The 18,375-nt window shown below is 64.2% G+C and carries 18 protein-coding genes; 17 read left to right on the top strand and 1 reads right to left on the bottom strand.

The features are described 5' to 3' along the window. The first annotated feature begins 46 nt into the window (after positions 1-46). Positions 47-1,315: an alpha/beta fold hydrolase gene (locus CMN27_RS07510; RefSeq protein ID WP_293625252.1), complete on the top strand. Its 1,269-nt coding sequence runs from the start codon at positions 47-49 to the stop codon at positions 1,313-1,315. On the opposite strand, the gene nadB is transcribed toward CMN27_RS07510, so the two are convergent. After that, positions 1,300-2,958, bottom strand: coding sequence for an L-aspartate oxidase (gene nadB, locus CMN27_RS07505; protein ID WP_293625250.1), 1,659 nt, complete (start codon positions 2,956-2,958; stop codon positions 1,300-1,302). The genes CMN27_RS07510 and nadB overlap by 16 nt on opposite strands. Before the next feature lie 223 nt (positions 2,959-3,181). Between nadB and rpoE the strand changes: the two genes are divergently transcribed. The 16 genes from rpoE to nagZ all read left to right on the top strand — a co-directional run bounded on the left by rpoE (position 3,182) and on the right by nagZ (position 18,372). Next, positions 3,182-3,757, top strand: coding sequence for an RNA polymerase sigma factor RpoE (gene rpoE, locus CMN27_RS07500; RefSeq protein WP_293625248.1), 576 nt, complete (start codon positions 3,182-3,184; stop codon positions 3,755-3,757). Positions 3,758-3,764: 7 nt separating this feature from the next. Beyond that, positions 3,765-4,457 carry a sigma-E factor negative regulatory protein gene (locus CMN27_RS07495; protein ID WP_293625246.1) on the top strand — a complete coding sequence of 231 codons (693 nt, stop codon included), beginning with the start codon at positions 3,765-3,767 and terminating at the stop codon, positions 4,455-4,457. Continuing rightward, positions 4,454-5,476: a MucB/RseB C-terminal domain-containing protein gene (locus CMN27_RS07490; protein ID WP_293625245.1), complete on the top strand. Its 1,023-nt coding sequence runs from the start codon at positions 4,454-4,456 to the stop codon at positions 5,474-5,476. Before CMN27_RS07495 ends, CMN27_RS07490 begins: the two co-directional genes overlap by 4 nt. Positions 5,477-5,573: 97 nt before the next feature. Then, positions 5,574-7,028 (top strand): DegQ family serine endoprotease, encoded by a 1,455-nt coding sequence (locus tag CMN27_RS07485; RefSeq protein ID WP_293625243.1) that lies wholly within the window; start codon positions 5,574-5,576, stop codon positions 7,026-7,028. A gap of 125 nt (positions 7,029-7,153) precedes the next feature. Then, positions 7,154-8,953 (top strand): translation elongation factor 4, encoded by a 1,800-nt coding sequence (gene lepA / locus CMN27_RS07480; RefSeq protein WP_293625241.1) that lies wholly within the window; start codon positions 7,154-7,156, stop codon positions 8,951-8,953. Positions 8,954-8,959: 6 nt separating this feature from the next. Then, entirely contained in the window at positions 8,960-9,739 is a 780-nt protein-coding gene (gene lepB, locus CMN27_RS07475; protein WP_366515417.1) for a signal peptidase I, read from the top strand. Between the two features lie 45 nt (positions 9,740-9,784). Next, a complete protein-coding gene (locus CMN27_RS07470; RefSeq protein WP_293625239.1) occupies positions 9,785-10,195 on the top strand; it encodes a DUF4845 domain-containing protein in 411 nt (136 codons plus the stop codon). After that, positions 10,182-10,883: a ribonuclease III gene (rnc, locus tag CMN27_RS07465; RefSeq protein WP_293625237.1), complete on the top strand. Its 702-nt coding sequence runs from the start codon at positions 10,182-10,184 to the stop codon at positions 10,881-10,883. Before CMN27_RS07470 ends, rnc begins: the two co-directional genes overlap by 14 nt. A gap of 19 nt (positions 10,884-10,902) precedes the next feature. Further along, positions 10,903-11,796 (top strand): GTPase Era, encoded by an 894-nt coding sequence (gene era / locus CMN27_RS07460; protein ID WP_293625235.1) that lies wholly within the window; start codon positions 10,903-10,905, stop codon positions 11,794-11,796. A 567-nt stretch (positions 11,797-12,363) separates the two neighbouring features. Then, a complete protein-coding gene (gene recO, locus CMN27_RS07455; RefSeq protein WP_293625233.1) occupies positions 12,364-13,131 on the top strand; it encodes a DNA repair protein RecO in 768 nt (255 codons plus the stop codon). Then, entirely contained in the window at positions 13,128-13,889 is a 762-nt protein-coding gene (gene pdxJ / locus CMN27_RS07450) for a pyridoxine 5'-phosphate synthase (protein WP_293625231.1), read from the top strand. Before recO ends, pdxJ begins: the two co-directional genes overlap by 4 nt. Positions 13,890-14,004: 115 nt before the next feature. After that, positions 14,005-14,925, top strand: a complete 921-nt coding sequence (gene cysM / locus CMN27_RS07445) for a cysteine synthase CysM (protein WP_293625229.1) — start codon at positions 14,005-14,007, stop codon at positions 14,923-14,925. A 49-nt stretch (positions 14,926-14,974) separates the two neighbouring features. Then, positions 14,975-16,318, top strand: a complete 1,344-nt coding sequence (gene rlmD / locus CMN27_RS07440) for a 23S rRNA (uracil(1939)-C(5))-methyltransferase RlmD (RefSeq protein ID WP_293625227.1) — start codon at positions 14,975-14,977, stop codon at positions 16,316-16,318. Positions 16,319-16,353: 35 nt separating this feature from the next. Then, complete coding sequence (locus tag CMN27_RS07435; protein WP_293625225.1) at positions 16,354-16,827, top strand: CYTH domain-containing protein; 474 nt, start codon at positions 16,354-16,356, stop codon at positions 16,825-16,827. Then, the gene (locus CMN27_RS07430; RefSeq protein WP_293625224.1) at positions 16,827-17,318 is read left to right on the top strand and encodes a L,D-transpeptidase; all 492 of its coding nucleotides are present in this window, start codon (positions 16,827-16,829) and stop codon (positions 17,316-17,318) included. The genes CMN27_RS07435 and CMN27_RS07430 overlap by 1 nt, the downstream gene beginning before the upstream one ends. After that, entirely contained in the window at positions 17,311-18,372 is a 1,062-nt protein-coding gene (nagZ, locus tag CMN27_RS07425; RefSeq protein ID WP_293625222.1) for a beta-N-acetylhexosaminidase, read from the top strand. The genes CMN27_RS07430 and nagZ overlap by 8 nt, the downstream gene beginning before the upstream one ends. Positions 18,373-18,375 lie beyond the last annotated feature (3 nt).

Below are 18,375 nucleotides of genomic sequence, written 5' to 3'. Positions count from 1 at the left end.
GCAGATCGAATGCGGCTGGCTTGAAACCGGAGCAAGGATCAAAGGCGTGCCGGTCGAGCTACGCTTTGCCGTTCTACGCGCCCACCCCGACCGGCACGACCCGAATCCGATCATTCATGTTCCGGGCGGCCCGGGTGAAAGCGCGGGCCTCGATGCACGCGGGCTCGCCGGTTGGCAACGCTGGCAACAGCGCGTCGGCTGGCGCCACGATATTGTGCTCTTCGACCCGCGCGGTACCGGTGATAGCCGTCCACATATTGGCTGTTCGGCCAGGGCTGGCGTGCCGCTGCGATCTTTGCCTTCGTCGCAGGCGGACAATCCCTTCGCGCATGACGCGGAGGTAATCCAGCGCTGCCTGAACCGGCTGGGTTACGACGGCATGCAGTCGCTCGGCCCGGCCGCGCAAATCGCAGACATGGCCGCGTTGCTCGACGGGCTCGGGGTCAACCGTGCCACGGTGTGGGGCGTTTCCTACGGCACGCGGATCGCGCTGTTGTTTGCCCGGCGTTACCCGAACCGCGTCGATCGCCTCGTGCTCGATTCCGTCGTACCGTTTGAGCGCAACGAACTGGCGGCCTTGCCGCTACAGATCGACGGCGCGATCCAGCGTTTGGAGGACGTCTGTGCCCGTGACGGCGACTGTGCATCGGGTTCGCCCCGACAGGCGATCGCCGCGCTGTTGTCGCGCTACGAGCGCCAGCCGCCCGTCGTCGCACTGCTGCCATACCGCGGGCTGCCAGCGCTGTTCGAAATTACCCCCTATCGGCTGCTGTTGATGGTGTTGTTCGCGGCCTATGACAGCGGTCGGGAGCAGGGTACCGTCGCCCGTATCGAACGCGCGCTGCGCGGTGAAACGGCCGCGCTGGTGCCGTTGGCCGCGCGCGTGGCGGCCCAGGGCAGCAGTGGCTCGCGAAGCGCGGCGACGTTCTGGGCGACCCGTTGTGCGCTCGACGACGGGCGCGCCACCACGGCGCAGGCCTGGCAACAAATCCTGTCGGCCACGCCGCTGATCGCGCCCTATATCGAACAGGCGCCGCAGGGTTCGGTCTGTGCGCACTGGCCGCTGCCTCGCTACCACACCTCCGGCGAACTGCCCCCGCGACCGATGCTGGTGCTTTCGGGCGGAGCAGATGTGCTTACGCCCCCGGCCTGGGGGCGTGCCTTCGCGGCCGTTCATCGCTCGGCGCGCTGGGTATTGGTGGAAGACGCGGGCCATGCGCCGACACTCTCCAACCCCGACGCCGGGCGAGTCGTGGCCGAGTTTCTTAACGAGCAGGGGGCACGGCTCCGCGCGAAGCCTCAGAGCGGCCGGTAGCTCACGCCGGGGCCGATATCGCGCGAATGCTCGGGCGACAGCACCGTATGCATGGCGCGCGGCAGGGTATGCGGAAAATCGCTGATGAAGTGCAGACCACGGCTTTCACGCCGATCCAGTGCGCTGCGGATGATCAACTCGGCGACCTGGGCCAGGTTGCGCAACTCCAGTAGCCCCGGCGTCACGCGGAAACTGCCGTAGTAATCATGAATCTCGCGCCGCAGCAGCTCGATACGATGCAGGGCCCGTTCCAGGCGCTTGGTGGTGCGCACGATGCCGACGTAGTCCCACATGAAGCGACGCAGCTCCTGCCAGTTATGCGCGACCACGACTTCCTCATCGGAATCAGTCACCCGTGATTCATCCCAGGCGGGCAGGGCGACCGGCTCGAAGCGGTCGTCGCGGCTTTCGATATCCGCGGCCGCGGCGCTGGCATAGACAATGCATTCCAGCAGCGAATTGCTGGCCATGCGGTTGGCGCCGTGCAGGCCGGTGAAGGCACATTCGCCGATCGCATAGACGCCCGGAATATCGGTCCGCCCGGCGAGATCGGTAATCACGCCGCCGCAGGTGTAGTGGGCAGCCGGCACCACCGGCAGCGGCTCGGCGCTCATATCCAGCCCGAGTTCAAGGCAGCGCGCGTTGATCGCCGGGAAATGCTTTTCGATGAACGGCTTGCCCGCGTGGGTAATATCCAGCCAGACGTGGGGCTGGCCGGTGCGCTTCATCTCGGCGTCGATGGCGCGGGCCACCACGTCGCGCGGCGCCAGTTCGGCGCGCTCGTCGTGTCGGGGCATGAAGCGGCTGCCGTCGGCCAGACGCAACACCGCGCCTTCACCGCGCAGGGCTTCGCTGATCAGGAACGAGCGGGCCTTCGGGTGATACAGGCAGGTCGGGTGGAACTGCATGAATTCCATGTTTGCCACCCGCGCACCGGCACGCCAGGCCATGGCAATGCCGTCGCCGCTGGCCGCATGCGGATTGCTGCTGTAGAGATACACCAGATTCGCGCCGCCAGTGGCCAGTACCACCTGGTCGGCCGCGAACGTCAACACGGTATCGGCCTGGATATCCAGCACATAGACGCCGCGACAGCGCCCGCCGGGTTCGTCGGCGTCGGCGGTCACGATCAGCTCCACCGCCATATGGTGTTCGAAAACGGTGATCTGTTCGCTGGCGCGGGTCAGTCCCTCCAGCGTGGTTTCCACTGCGCGGCCGGTGGCATCGTCGGCATGGATGATACGGCGATGGCTATGCCCGCCTTCGCGGTTCAGGTGATAGGCATAGCCGGATTCCGCGTCGTTTTCCTCGGCGCGGGTGAAAGGCACGCCGCGCTCGATCAGCCATTCGATGGCGGCCCGCGAATGGGACACGGTATGACGCACCGCGGCCTCGTCGCACAGCCCGGCGCCGGCGGCCAGCGTATCGGCGACGTGCGCATCCACGCTGTCCTCGGCATCGAGCACGGCCGAGATGCCGCCCTGCGCATAGAGCGTACTGCCTTCGGCCAGCGCGCCCTTTGAAATCACGGCGATACGACGTCCGCTCTGGGACAGCCGAAGCGCCAGCGTCAGACCGGCCGCGCCGCTGCCTACGACAACCACATCAAAGCGTTTGCATACCCGGGATTCGGTCGACTGCATGACGAAAGCACGTTGCGTCGCTACACTGAGCGCCTCGACGCGTACGCGTCTCATTCGGTTGTGTAGCGAAAAGATGACGGCTGGCAGCATAGCGCAAAATCGGTGCGAACTTATTTGCGAATCCGCGGTCTACGTGGATAACGGCGTCTTGGTACGCAACAACGAAGAGGTTAAATCGCGCATCGATTGCTCTGGCTTTCCAGATGTCCGGCGCTGCAGATAGATGACTGAAGACGTCAGCGACGAGCAGCTGGTAGCCCGCGCCCAGTCCGGCGACGACCGTGCCTTCGACTTGCTCATCCGCAAGTATCAGCACAAGGTCGTCAAGCTGGTGGCACGCTACGTAAGCCCGGCGGATGCGCCGGACGTGGCGCAGGAGGCCTTCATCAAGGCCTACCGCGCGCTTGGCGGGTTCAAGGGCAATAGCGCTTTCTATACATGGCTCTATCGCATATCCATCAATACGGCGAAAAACTTTCTCGTGGCGCGCTCCCGGCGGCCGGCGAGTCAGGACATCGACGTCGCCGATGCCGAGGCCTTCGGCCATACGGAACGATTTTCGGAGGGCGATACGCCCGAGGCGCTGCTGGAGAGCGAAGAGATACGCGACGCGGTGATTGGCGCGATCCGCGAATTGCCCGAGGATCTGCGTACCGCGATCATGCTCCGCGAGCTGGATGGCATGAGCTACGAAGAGATTGCACAATCAATGGATTGCCCGGTGGGCACGGTACGCTCGCGTATCTTCCGTGCCCGTGCGGCAATCGAGCAGAAACTGGTGTCCCTGTCGGACAAGTGAGGTCAGCATGAACGAGCAGTTTTCCGCATTTCTCGACGGCGAGGCCACCCGCGATGAAGCAGACGCAGTAGTCAGCGCCTTGCTACGCGACGAGCAGCTGCGTGAAAGCTGGGGGCGCCAGCATTGGCTGCGCACCACGTTGCGTGCCCACAACGGCGAAATGGCTGTCCCGCTGGACTGTAACTTTTCCGATCGGGTCATGGCGGCGATCGCACAGGATCGGCCGGAAACCGCGGCAGCACGCCCGGTGGCGGTACCCATGCGGGTCGCCGCTCGACGCCGGTGGCGCAGCATGGCCGGTCTGGCCGCTGTCGCTTCGGCCGCCGGCATCGTGCTGCTGGTCAGCAATCCGCTGCGCCAGGAAGCAACCACGGGCAACAGCCTGGCCAGCGCCTCGGGTAGCGGCGCCCCCGCTGCCACATCGGTAGCCGCGCAGAGCAATGCCGCAGGCATCGGCGGGGCGCAGTCGATGGTCGCCTCCAATGAATTGTCCAGCGATATGCTGCGCCAGGCCGGGCCCAGCCAGGCCGCGGTACAGCGCGGGCCGGCGGACCACTGGTCGGTATCGGATCCGGCGCTTGAAGACGAACTCAATGGTTATCTGGTCGAGCACAACGGTCTGGCGCGCGGTTACGGCATGTCGGGCACCACGCCGGGCTTCGTTCGCGTGGCCACCTACGGGCAGGACACCCCGCAGTGACGAGAGCGCTTCCTGCGTTCCTACTGCTTTTTGTCCTGACGGCGCTTTCGGCGGCCGCACAGGCTGCCGAAGGCGATTCATCCGGCAATACAAGCGCCGACGGGTCACTGAACAAGTTGCTCGCCCGGGCCTCCGAGGCGGTACGCAGCGAAACCTATCGCGGCATCATCGTTTATCTGCGTGAAGGCGAGCTCGATACCCTGCGGGTGATTCACCGCATGCGCGATGGGCTCGAGCAGGAGCGTCTCGTCTCGCTCACCGGTCAACCGCGCGAGGTCATTCGTCGCGGCGGCGTGGTGACATCTATCCTGCCGCAGAACAAGGTCGTGCTGATTTCCCAGCGCAAGCACGACGGCCTGCTGGGCAGCGTTGCGCAGTTCTCGGCCGATCGCATGGGCGAGCATTACCGGCTGACCGACATGGGCCAGCGTCGTCTGGCCGACCGCGTGGGCCGGCTTATCAGCATCGAACCGCTCGACGGCTATCGCTATGGGTATCGCATGCTCATTGACGATACGACGCATCTGCCGCTGAAGCTGGACCTCATCAGCGATAACAACGTACTCGAACAGCTCATGTTCACCCAGATCGATTTTCCGAAATCGATCGAGGACGACGAATTCGAGCCGGGCTACAATATCGACGGCTTTCGCGTGGTCAAGCACCAGGCGGTACAGGTCGAAGACAAGCCGGTGCCCGAAGACGCCTGGAAGCCCACCGACCTGCCGCCCGGTTTTCAGCTTGCCGAGGACGGTGTTCGGCGTGTGACTGAAAGCGGTTTCGTGCGCCAGATGCTGTTCACCGATGGGGTGGCGGCGGTATCGGCGTTCATTGCGCCGGCCGGGCTGCGCAAGCCGCTGGAAGGGGCCACCACCATGGGCGCGGTGAATGCCTACGGTCATGTGGTCGAGGACACCCAGATCACGGTTGTCGGCGAGGTGCCGGCACGCACGGTCAAGCGTATTGCCGAGAATCTGGTACGCGAAACCCAGTCCGCGAGTCGTGACGGTTCCCCCTGACGCGGGCGCCCGGCTAAGCTAACCTTGCAGGCCCGTTGCCGTTGCACCTGACCTTGTGCGGCGCGGACCCGCAAGAGACCGATCAAAGCGAGTCGCCATGAATCCTCAAACCCGCGTCCTGCGCCTGTTTCTACTGCTATTCGTCAGCCTGACCCTGCTGGCAGGCTGCGGCGATGACGAGCCCTCGCCCGCGCCGGTGGCAAGCACCGGCCAGCTGCCGGATTTCACCGGGCTGGTGAAACAGGTCTCGCCGGCGGTGGTGAATATCAGCGCCGCACCGGCCGAAGCCTCGGAAGAGGGCGGTGAAGGCGAAGATGGGCCACTGGAAGGCTGGCTGCGTCGCTTTTTCGAAGACGGTGGGCCGGGCGCGCCGGGCGAACAGTCGCCGCTGCCGCCGGGCGGCTCGCCCCATGCCTCGCTGGGCTCCGGCTTCATCATCTCCGACGACGGCTATATCCTGACCAACCGCCATGTGGTGGCAAACGCCGGTCAGATCGTGGTCAAGCTCAATGACCGCCGCCAGCTCGTGGCCGAGGTCATCGGCCAGGACAGCTACAGCGATCTGGCCGTGCTCAAGGTGGATGCCAGCGATCTGCCGACGGTCAAGGTAGGCGACCCCGACAAGCTGGAGGTGGGCTCCTGGGTGGTGGCGATCGGTTCGCCGTTCGGTTTCGAGACCTCGGTGACAGCCGGCATCGTTTCGGCCAAGCAGCGCAGTCTGGCAAGCGATCAGTATGTGCCGTTCCTTCAGACCGACGTGGCCATCAATCCCGGCAATTCGGGCGGCCCGTTGTTCAATCTGGCCGGCGACGTGGTGGGCATCAACTCCCAGATTTATAGCCAGACCGGCGGCTATCAGGGCGTTTCCTTTGCCATTCCGATCGATATCGCCATGGACGTGGCGAAACAGTTGCGTAACAGCGGCAGTGTGACCCGTGGCTGGCTGGGCGTGCAGATTCAGGACGTCGATCGCGAGCTGGCGGAATCGTTCCGTCTCAAGCGGCCCGAAGGGGCGCTGGTGGCAAGGGTGATGCCCGACAGCCCGGCCCAGGCCGCCGGGTTGCAGGCCGGCGACGTGATTCTCTCGTTCAACGACCAGCCCGTCGATTCGGCCGCGTCGCTGCCGCCGCTCGTGGGCACGGTGGCCCCGGGCGAGAGCGCGAGCGTGACCGTGCTGCGCGACGGCGAACGTGAAACCATTGAGGTCACGATCGAGAAACTGCCCAAGGATCTGTCCGCGGCGACCGCGCCCGAGCCGGCAGAAAAGCCGGCGGCGCAGCCCTATGGTCTGACCCTGGAATCTCTGGATACGGCCGCGCGGCGCGAGCTTGGTCTCGATCAGGGCGGTGTGAGGGTTACGGATGTAGCCGAAGGCGCCGGCGCCGATGCGGGCCTGGAACCCGGCGATGTGGTGCTCGCGGTGGGCTCTCGTCATGTCGAGGACGTCGCGTCGCTGCGCAAGGCGCTCGACGAGGCCGACGGCGCGGTGGCCGTGCTTGTCTTGCGTGACGATCGCCGCCTGTATCTGGCGATGCGCCCGAAAAACAACTGACCCACGCCGCGCCCGGCTGAAACTCGCGCGGTTGAGCGCGTATACTCTTGTTCAATCGCATCGCCTCGGCTGTCCGGCCGGGGCGATTGTTTTATGTCGCCCCCGCGCGCTGCAATGAAGTCCTGATGCAATCACGCATACGCAATTTTTCCATCATCGCCCATATCGACCACGGCAAGTCGACGCTGGCGGATCGTTTCATCCAGGCATGCCGCGGGCTGACCGAACGTGAGATGGCCGAACAGGTGCTCGATTCGATGGATCTCGAACGCGAGCGTGGTATTACCATCAAGGCCCAGGCGGTCACGCTCGATTACGAGGCCGCCGACGGCGAAACCTATACCCTCAATTTCATCGATACGCCGGGGCACGTGGATTTCTCCTACGAAGTCTCGCGTTCGCTGTTTGCCTGCGAGGGGGCGTTGCTGGTGGTGGATGCCTCCCAGGGTGTCGAAGCCCAGAGCGTGGCCAATACCTATACCGCGATCGAGCAGGATCTCGAAGTGCTGCCCGTGCTCAACAAGATCGATCTGCCGGCGGCCGATCCCGATCGCGTGGCCCAGCAGATCGAGGACGTCATCGGTATCGATGCCACCGAGCGGCTGCTGTGTTCGGCCAAGTCCGGCGAAGGCATTACCGACGTCCTGGAAGCCATCATCCGACGGATACCGCCGCCGGAAGGCGACCCCGAGGCGCCGTTGCAGGCGTTGATCGTGGATTCCTGGTTCGACAACTACCTGGGCGTGGTCTCGCTGGTACGCATTCGTAACGGTCGCCTGGCCAAGGGCGATCGCATGAAGGTGATGTCGACCGCGCGCGAGTACCAGGTCGACGATGTCGGCATTTTCACGCCCAAGAAGAAGCCGCTGGACGCATTGGAAGTCGGCGAAGTGGGCTATGTGATTGCCGGCATCAAGGATATCGACGGCGCACCGGTGGGCGATACGCTCACCCATGCCCACAATCCCTGTACCGAACGCGTGCCGGGCTTCAAGCAGGTGCAGCCGCGCGTGTTCGCAGGCGTGTTCACCGTCAACTCGGACGACTACGAAGATTTTCGCGATGCGCTGTCCAAGCTGCGCCTGAACGACTCCTCGCTCAACTACGAGCCGGAAACATCCGCGGCCCTGGGCTTTGGTTTTCGTATCGGCTTTCTGGGCATGCTGCACATGGAGATCGTGCAGGAGCGTCTGGAGCGCGAATACGGGCTGGACCTGATCACCACCGCGCCGACGGTGGTCTACGAAGTGCTCACCACCAGCGGCGATCTGCAGGCCATCAGCAATCCGCAGTCGCTGCCCAGCCTGGGCGAGATCGACGAAATCCGCGAACCGATCATTCATGCGAGCATCCTCATGCCGCAGGAATTCGTGGGGCCGGTGCTGCAGCTGTGCATGGAAAAACGCGGCGTGCAGAAGGACATGAACTACATGGGCAACTCCGTGGCCATGAACTTCGAGTTGCCGCTGTCGGAGGTCGTGCTGGACTTCTTCGACCGGCTGAAGTCGGTGTCGCGTGGCTTTGCCTCCTTCGAATACGATTTCGCCCGCTTTCAGGCTGCGGATCTGGTCCGTCTGGACGTGCTCATCAATGGCGAAGCGGTGGACGCGCTCGCGCATATCGTGCATCGCGACAAGGCCTACGAGCGCGGCAAGGTGCTGGTCGAAAAGCTCAAGAAGATCGTGCCGCGCCAGATGTTCGATGTCGCCATTCAGGCGGCGATCGGCACGCGCATCGTGGCGCGTTCCACGGTCAAGGCCATGCGCAAGAACGTCACCGCCAAGTGCTACGGCGGCGACGTGTCACGCAAGCGCAAGCTGCTCGAAAAACAGAAAGAAGGCAAGAAGCGCATGAAGCAGGTCGGCAGCGTGGAAATTCCGCAGGAAGCCTTCCTTGCCGTGCTGTCGACAGACGATTCGGACTAGCGCTGTATGAACAACGTGCATATGGATTTCGAAGCCTGGCTCGCGCTCGCGACCATCGCGACCGGCATCATCTGGCTGATCGATCGTTTTCTGCTCGCGCCGAAGCGCGCCAAGCACGACGAGCCGAACGGCTTCATCGAATTCGCGCGTTCCTTCTTTCCGGTACTGCTGGCCGTGCTGCTGCTGCGTGCCTTCGTGTTCGAGCCGTTTCGTATTCCTTCCAAGTCGATGGTGCCCACGCTTCTGGTGGGCGACTTCGTGCTGGTGAACAAGTTCAGCTACGGCCTGCGCGCGCCGGTGTTTCATACCAAGCTTCTGGACCTGGGCGAGCCGGAGCGCGGCGATGTGGTGGTGTTTCGCTATCCGCCGGATCCGACCAAGGACTACATCAAGCGCGTGATCGGCATGCCCGGCGATCAGATCACCTATGCGGACGAGCATCTGTTCATCAACGGCGATCCGGTCGATCTGGAGCAGCTGGGCGTCTACGACGGCCCGGATGCCGATGCCCTGTCGACCATGCACCAGTTCATGGAAACGCTACCGGAAGGCATGCAGCACCCCATACTTCAGGTGGATGGCCGACGCGGCCCCGATGTGAGCATGACCGTGCCGCAGAACAAGTATTTCGTCATGGGCGACAATCGCGACAACAGCGCGGATTCGCGCGTCTGGGGCTTCGTGCCGGAAGAAAATCTGGTGGGCAAGGCATTCATGATCTGGATGAGCGTGGACTTCTCCGAATTCGATGTGCGCTTCTCGCGCATCGGTCATATTCTGCATTGACGGGCCGATAACAGATAAAACCCAGCCGAGCAGGACGAGCACGATATGTCTGCCAAAACTTCAATCCCTGTCAGCCCGCAACGCCAGCGCGGCATGACCATGTGGTCGCTGATCTATGTGCTGGCCACGCTCGGCCTGCTGTTGTTGGTGGCCATCAAGAGCGTGCCGGTCTATCTCACCGCCTACGACATTCGCGAAACCATCGAATGGGCGGCCGAACAGCCCAAGCTCAAGGGCGCACCGGCCGCGGCCATCCAGCAGGCGATCCAGCGCCGCTTCGATTCCGGTTACGTCGACAACATCACCGGCCGAGATGTGGCCGTGAGCCGGGTAGCCGGCGGCGGGCGCGAGCTTTCCGTGGCCTACGAGGTACGCCGACCGCTGCTGTTCAATATTTCGATGGTCTATTCATTCGAGGAAAAAGCGCTTCTGACCGGTGACAATGGGGCCGAGTGATACCAACCGCGAGCAGGCCTGTGCCACGCTCGAGCGCCATCTTGACTACGTCTTCGCCGACCGCGCGCTGCTCAAGCGCGCGCTGACGCATCGCAGCGCCGAGGCCGATCACAACGAACGCCTGGAATTTCTGGGCGACGGCGTGCTCAACTTCACCATTGCCGCAGCGCTGTTCGAGCAGTGCCCCGAAGCCCCGGAAGGCGACCTGTCGCGACTGCGCGCATCGCTGGTGCGAGAAACCACGCTGGCCGCGATCGCCCGCGAAATCGAACTGGGCGCGGCCATCGTGCTCGGGCCCGGCGAAATGCGTAACGGCAGCCGGCGGCGTGCCTCGATCCTCGCCGACGGTGTGGAGGCGCTGCTGGGCGCGATCTACTGCGAAGCCGGCTTCGATGCCGTGCGGGCCGTGATCCTGCGCTTGTACAACAAACGGCTCGCGAATCTGCCCACCGCCGCCAGCCTCAAGGACGCCAAGACCCAGCTGCAGGAATGGCTGCAGGCACGTGCCCGCAGCCGGCCGGAATACGAACTGGTGCAGGTCACCGGCGCCGATCACTGCCAGCATTTCGTATCGCGCTGTCGGCTTGCCGACAGCGGCGAAAGCGTCGAAGGCGAGGGCGGCGGTCGCCGCAAGGCCGAACAGGACGCGGCCCGCCGCATGCTCGCAAAACTCGGCGCCGACTCATGAAAGCAAAGGATATTCATCGATGAACGACACTTCCCCCACGCGCAGTGGCATGGTCGCCCTGGTCGGCCGCCCCAACGTCGGCAAATCGACGCTGGTCAATGCGTTGGTCGGCGAGAAGGTCAGTATCGTCACGCCCAAGCCGCAGACCACGCGGCATCGCATCGTCGGCGTGCTTACTCAGCCGGGCCTGCAGATCGCGCTTGTCGATACGCCCGGCCTGCATACCGGCCAGCGCAGCGCGCTCAACCGCGTGCTCAACGAAACCGCCATGTCGAGCCTCGCCGGTATCGACGTGGTGCTGTTCGTGGTCGAGGCCGGCCAATGGCGGGCGGAAGACCAGGCCGCGCTGGAACGGCTGGCCTCGATTCGTACGCCGGTGGGCCTGGTGATCAACAAGGTCGATCGCGTGGCCGACAAGACCGAGTTGCTGCCGTTCATCGAGCAGATGAACGCGCGCCGCGAGTTCGCCTTCGTCGCGCCGGTGTCGGCACAGAAGCACAAGAACCTCGATTCGGTGGTCGCCGAGTGCGCACAGCGCATGCCCGAAGGGCCTTTCCTGTTCCCCGAGGACGAATACACCGATCGCAACCTGCGCTTCATCGCGGCCGAGACGGTGCGCGAAAAACTCACCATGTACATGCAGCAGGAGCTGCCGTACTCGGCCGCGGTGGAAATCGAGCGCTTCGAACAGGGCGGCGAGCAGATCGAAATCCATGCCTGTATCTGGGTATCGCGCGATAACCACAAGGCGATGGTGATCGGCAAGGGCGGGGCGATGCTCAAGAAGATCGGCCGCGCCGCCCGCCTGGACCTGGTGGATCGGCTCCAGCATCGGGTGGATCTGCGCCTGTGGGTGAAGGTGCGCGAAAACTGGATCGACAGCGAAGCCAGCGTACGCGATCTGGGCCACTGACCGGCGCTTTCCGAGGGCGGTTATCCGCAAATGAACGCGAAGATACGCGAATAAGGCAAGGTAAATGCAAGCGTGTCGTCAGCGAGTCTGGCGGGCCGGACGACCCGCAATGGTTACGCGTGGCCTGCCATTGATCTGAATTCGATTTGCGTTTATTCGCGTTCATTCGCGAAGAAGCTGTTTGAGTCTCATCCGAAGCGGCGATTACCGCTGCAAGCCCGTTCCGCGGCACGGTGTGTTTCGGGTTGGAAAGAAGTTGTAGTCCGCCAATGAACGCGAATAAGACAAGGGCGATACGAAGGCCTCATTGGCGAGCCCGCCGCGTAGGAGAGGCGCGACGGTTACCAGCGGCGTTCCACTAATCCGAATTCGATTTGCGCTTATTCGCGTTCATTCGCGGACATGATTTCTTTAGCGTAATCGGCTGATCCGCTCATATATCAGGGAAGTTTTATTTGCGGCTAATGGGCGGTTACTCGCCGATAAAGCAGCGGTATACGACTCGACGGATTGATCTGGCTTATATTGGCGGCGATTCGCCGGCAGCGGTGCGTTCTGTGTTCGATTATGCGTATTGAGTTAACCCCCGCGATCGTGTTGCATCGCCGTGCATGGCGGGAGACGAGCTTCATCGTCGAAGCCTTTTCGCGCGAGCACGGGCGTATCGGCGTGGTGGCCAAGGGGGCACGCCGGCCGAAGTCGCGCTGGCGCGGGCTGCTGGAGCCGTTGGCCGCGCTGGAACTTGCCTGGTCGGGACGTGGCGAGCTCTACACCCTCACCGATATCGAGACGCGGCGGCGGCACAGCCTCGCCGGCAACGCGCTGATGGCCGGATTCTATGCCAGCGAACTGGTCATGCGCCTGACCGCCCGCGACGATCCGCATCCGGCCATTCACGACAGTCTGGCAGCGCTGCTGGTGGCCCTGGATGACCGCGCGCCCGCGGTGGTTGCGCTGCGCTTTTTCGAGCGCGATCTGCTCGACGAGCTGGGTTACGGCGTGCCGCTGGATATCACCAGCGATACCGGCGAACCGGTCGAGGCGACACTCGAATACGTCTACGCGCCGGAACTGGGCCTGCGGCGTCGTGTCGGGCCTGTCGATGACGATGAAGTCGCCATTGCGGGCAGTGCGCTGCAGGGGCTGGTCAGCGGACGCTTTGGCGGGCGCGCCGACGTGCATGCTGCCCGAGTGCTCATGCAGCGCGCGATCGCACCCCATCTTGGGTCACAGCCCTTGAAATCCGTAGAAACGCTCAAAGCAATGCAGGCATTTAAGGCGTCCGGCGGGACATCTGCCGAGCGTGACCATTCGTCTTCCGGAGACCCTCAATGAACGATTCGACCAACGGCCATGCACCGCTGCGCCTGGGCGTGAACGTGGACCACGTGGCCACGCTGCGCCAGGCACGCGGCACCCATTATCCCGACGTGGTCGAGGCGGCGCGCGTGGCCATGGCCGCCGGCGCCGACAGCATCACCGTGCACCTGCGCGAGGACCGGCGCCATATTCAGGACGCCGATGTGGAAACGCTGGCAAAGGCCGGCGATGTGCCGGTCAACCTCGAAATGGCGCTGACGGCTGAAATGCTCGATATCGCCGAACGGCTCAAGCCCCGCGATGCCTGCCTCGTGCCCGAAAAGCGCGAAGAACTCACCACCGAAGGCGGGCTCGACGTGCGTGGCCAGATCGATGCCGTGCGCGATGCGCTGGATCGGCTGCACGGCGCGGGCATTCAGGCGGCGTTGTTCATCGATCCGGACGCCGACCAGATATCGGCAGCGGCCGAAGCCGGGGCCCGCTTTATCGAGCTGCATACCGGCGCCTATGCCGACGCCACCGACCAGGCCGCGCGCGATGAGCAGCTGGCGCGGATCGTCGATGCGGCAGCCCAGGCGCAGGGTTTGGGGATCGAAGTGCACGCGGGGCACGGCCTGACGCGCGACAACGTGGGCGCCATCGCGGCGATAGAAGCGATCGTGGAGCTCAATATCGGCCATGCGCTGATCGCCGACGCTGTATTCATGGGCCTGAGGGAAGCCGTGCGTGAGATGCGTGCGGCCATGGACAGCGGCCGGCGCGCACTGCGCTGAACGGCCGCAGACGCGCGCCGTTTCCATTCTCGCCGGTCATTCCCGTGCCATCGCCGGCGCCGAAAGCCCCTGGCACGGGCTCGCATGAAACAGCAACAAGCCCTAAACTTCGCCAATGAACAGCAATGACCCCCGTTACCCGACGCTCGATCATTTCGTTGGCCAGAGCGCGCTGACCCGGCTGCAACGTCTGCCCGAGAGCTATTCGGCGCATGCGTCCAACACGCTGCTGGCCAAGCTCGAAGGCGATAACCCGGCCGGCTCGGTCAAGGATCGACCCGCCTACAGCATGATCCGGCGAGCCGCCGAACGCGGCGATATCAAGCCGGGCGATACGCTCATCGAAGCCACCTCCGGTAATACCGGCATCGCCCTGGCCATGGTCGCGGCCATGCAGGGCTATCGCATGGTGTTGATCATGCCCGAGAACATGAGCGAAGAACGACGGGCATCCATGCGCGCCTATGGCGCCGAGATCATTTCGGTTTCCGAGGCCGAGGGCATGGAAGGCGCACGCGATCTCGCCGCCGAAATGCAGCGCGAGGGCAAGGGCATGGTGCTCGATCAGTTCGCCAACCCGGACAACCCGCGTGCCCACTACGAAACCACCGGCCCCGAACTGTGGCAGGCCACCAACGGCCAGATCACCCATTTCGTGGCCACCATGGGCACGACGGGCACCATCATGGGCTGCTCGCGCTATCTCAAGGAACAGAACCCGGACATCGAGATCATCGGCGTACAGCCGGCCGGCGAGTCCAAGATTCCGGGTATCCGCCGCTGGCCGGAGGAATACCTGCCGAAAATCTTCGAGCCCGAGCGCGTTGACCGCGTCATCGACGTCGAACAGGCGGACGCGGAAACGGCGATGAAACGCCTTGCCCGCGAAGAGGGCATCTTTGCCGGGCCGTCCTCGGGCGGCAGCGTATTCGCGGCGCTCAATATCGCCCGTGAAGTGGAGAATGCGACCATCGCCATGATCATCTGCGACCGCGGCGATCGCTATCTGTCCACCGGCGTCTACGACAAACCGTGATCGTGGCCAGCGATCGCTCAAAACACGTCCGTCACAGGCCGTTCGCCCGATGAGTCGTCGCCAGCGCCGGCGCAAGCCGGCCGATCGCGGCATCGTCGATATCGTGGACCTGGCCAGCAACGCCCGCGGCGTGGGCCACGTCGATGGCAAAGCGGTGTTCGTCGCGGACACGCTGCCCGGCGAACAGGCGCTCTATCGACCGACCAAGCAGAAGAAGAGCTACGAGGAAGCGTCGCTGGAGACGCTGTTCTCGGCGTCTGCCAAACGGGTCACGCCGCGCTGCGCCCATTTTGGCGTGTGCGGCGGCTGTGCGTTGCAGCATGCCGGCGAGAATGCCCAGCTGGAATTCAAGCAGGGCCAGCTCATGGCCGCGCTCGAACGGGTCGGCAAGGTCGAGCCGGAGACGGTGCTGGCACCGCTGGTGGATACGCGCTGGGGGTATCGCCGCCGGGCACGTCTGGGGGTGAAGTACGTCGAGAAGAAGGGCGGCACGCTGGTCGGCTTTCGCGAACGCGGCGCGCCCTTCATTGCGCTACTCAACCGCTGTAAGGTGCTGGTGGCCCCCGTGGGCAACCGCCTGACCGATCTCGCCGAACTCATCGACGGGCTGTCGATACGCGAGCGCCTGCCGCAGATCGAAGTGGCCGCCGCCGACAACGCCATCGCGTTGGTGTTTCGGGTACTCGACGCGCCGAGCGAGGCGGATCTTGAATGTTTGCGCGAATTCGGCGAACGCTTCGATTTCTCCATCTACCTGCAGCCCGGCAACGAAGACACCATCACGCCGCTGAGCGCCGATGCGCCGGCGCTCTACTACGAGCTGCCGGCCTGGGATGCCCGGCTGTATTTCAAGCCGAACGATTTCGTTCAGATCCATGCGGGTATCAATGCCCGCATAATCGAGCAGGCCCTGGCGTTGCTCGAGGTGGACGAGTCCCACGATGTGCTGGAACTGTTCTCCGGGCTTGGGAATTTTTCGATACCGCTGGCACGCAAGGCCCGGCGCGTGATCACGGTTGAAGGCGAACAGGGCCTGGTCGAACGTGCGCAAGACAATGCACGGGTCAACGGCCTGAACAATATCGAAGCGCATGTGGCCAACCTGTTCGAGCCGCCGGCGGATGCCGACTGGCGCCGCGAGAAAGTCGACCGCGTGCTCATCGATCCGCCGCGCTCGGGTGCTGCGGAGATGCTGGAATCCATTGCCGCGACCGGGGCGGAACGTATTGTTTATTGCTCCTGTCATCCGGCCACGCTCGCCCGTGACGCCGGCGAACTGGTGCATCGGTATGGCTACCGATTGACGCACGCCGGCGTGATGGACATGTTCCCGCATACCGCCCATGTCGAGTCGATGGCGGTCTTCGTCAAGCAGGGTGGTGATGGCGTCTAGTCGGCCGCGCTGCGTCTTTCATCACAGGAACGCCCATGGCCACTGAAATCGAGCACAAGTTTCTTGTTCGCAATGAAAACTGGCGGGAACAGGTCCAGGCGAGTCAGGATTTCGAACAGGGATATCTTTGCGGCGAAGGCCCGGCCTCGGTACGGGTGCGTATCGAAGGCGAGCAGGCCAATATCAATATCAAGGCCGCCACGGTGGGGACTGTGCGCGCCGAATACGAATACGCCATTCCGCTCGACGAGGCGCGGGAAATGCTGGCCACGCTGTGTGTCGCGCCACCGGTGATCAAGACCCGTTACTGGGTACGCCACGGCGCGCATACCTGGGAGGTCGACGTATTCGGCGGCGCCAACGCGCCGCTGGTGGTCGCCGAGATCGAGCTGGATACGGTTGATGAAGCCTTCGAGCGGCCGGACTGGCTGGGCGAGGAAGTCTCCGACGACGCGCGCTACTACAATCATGCGCTCGCCTTCGAGCCGTACTCGACCTGGGGGGCGTGATGGCCAGCGAACAGCATATCGATATCGATCTGCGCGAACAGACGCTCACGCTGCTGGACGCGCAGGATCACGAGATCAAGCAATACGATATGTCGAGTGCGACCAAGGGCGGTGGCGAATTCGAGGGCAGCAACCAGACCCCGCGCGGCAAACACCGTATTCGCGCGAAGATCGGCGCCGGTGAGCCGCCCGGTACGGTATTCAAGAATCGCCGCCCGACCGGCGAGATCTATTCGCTCGAACTGGCCGAATCGGCACCGCGCGAAGACTGGGTGCTATCACGCATCCTCTGGCTGTGCGGCGAGGAAATCGGGCGCAATCGCCTCGGCGGCATGGACAGCATGCGCCGGCTGATTTATATCCATGGCGCAGCGGATACGGTGGTCATGGGCAAGCCGGGTTCGACCGGCTGTATTCGTATGTCCAACAGCGACGTGATCGATCTGTTCGATCGTATCGAGGTCGGAACAAAGGTTGTGATTCATGAATGAAACGGTTCCACGGCCCGGGCCGTTGATGGTCGACGTGGCGGGCACCCGGTTGAGTGCCGAAGATGAACAGATCCTCGCCCATCCGGCGGTGGGCAGCGTCATCATCTTCGCCCGCAACTACGAAGACCCGGCCCAGTTGGCCGAGCTGACCGCCGCCATGCGGCGTGTGCGCCCGAATCTGCTCATCGTGGCCGATCAGGAAGGCGGGCGCGTGCAGCGTTTTCGCGAGCATTTCACCCGTGTGGTACCCATGCGGGCGATCGGCGCGCTGGCCGCACGCGACCAGGCGGCGGGACTGCACGCCGCCCGCGAAATCGGCTGGCTGCTCGCCACGGAGCTGGCGCAGGTGGGCGTGGATATGCCGCTCGCGCCGGTGGTCGATCTCGACTATGGCGCCTCCACGGTCATCGGCGATCGCGCCTTCTCCGGCGACGCGGCCACGGTCGGCGCGCTGGCGCAGGCGCTCGGGGAAGGGCTGCGCGATGCCGGCAGTGCCAGTACCGCCAAGCATTTCCCCGGCCACGGTTATGTAGTCGCCGACTCGCATGCCGAGCTGCCGGTCGACGAACGCGACCGGACCGGTCTGGCTGAAGACATGGCGCCCTACGGCGCGCTCATCAAGCAGGGGCTGGACTCGCTGATGATGGCGCATGTGCGCTATCCGGCGGTGGACGATCTGCCGGCGAGTCTTTCGCCGCGCTGGATCGGCGATATCCTGCGCGACGAGTACGGATTTGACGGCTGTGTGTTCTGCGACGATCTGAGCATGGGGGGCGCCGCGGTCATCGGTGGCTTTGCCGAACGTGCGCGCCGGGCCCAGGACGCCGGCTGCGATTATCTGCCCATCTGTAACGACCGCGCCGCCACCCTCGAACTGCTCGATGCGGTATGCATTGACGACGACGCGGCGGCCGCGCGCCGCCAGGCCCTGCACGCGCGCTGTGCCGGCCCGCTCGATGGCGAGCAGGGCACGCCGCTGGCCGACAACCCGCGCTGGCAGGCCGCGGTCGCGCTCAACGCCGAGTTGGCGGCAGACGCGAACAACGGGCGCTGACCG

The sequence above is a fragment of the Salinisphaera sp. genome (assembly GCF_002729955.1).
In the GTDB taxonomy this organism is placed as follows: Bacteria; Pseudomonadota; Gammaproteobacteria; order Nevskiales; family Salinisphaeraceae; genus Salinisphaera.
The sequence above is the reverse complement of the archived record's forward strand: the minus strand, read 5'-3'. Positions and strand labels throughout refer to the sequence as shown.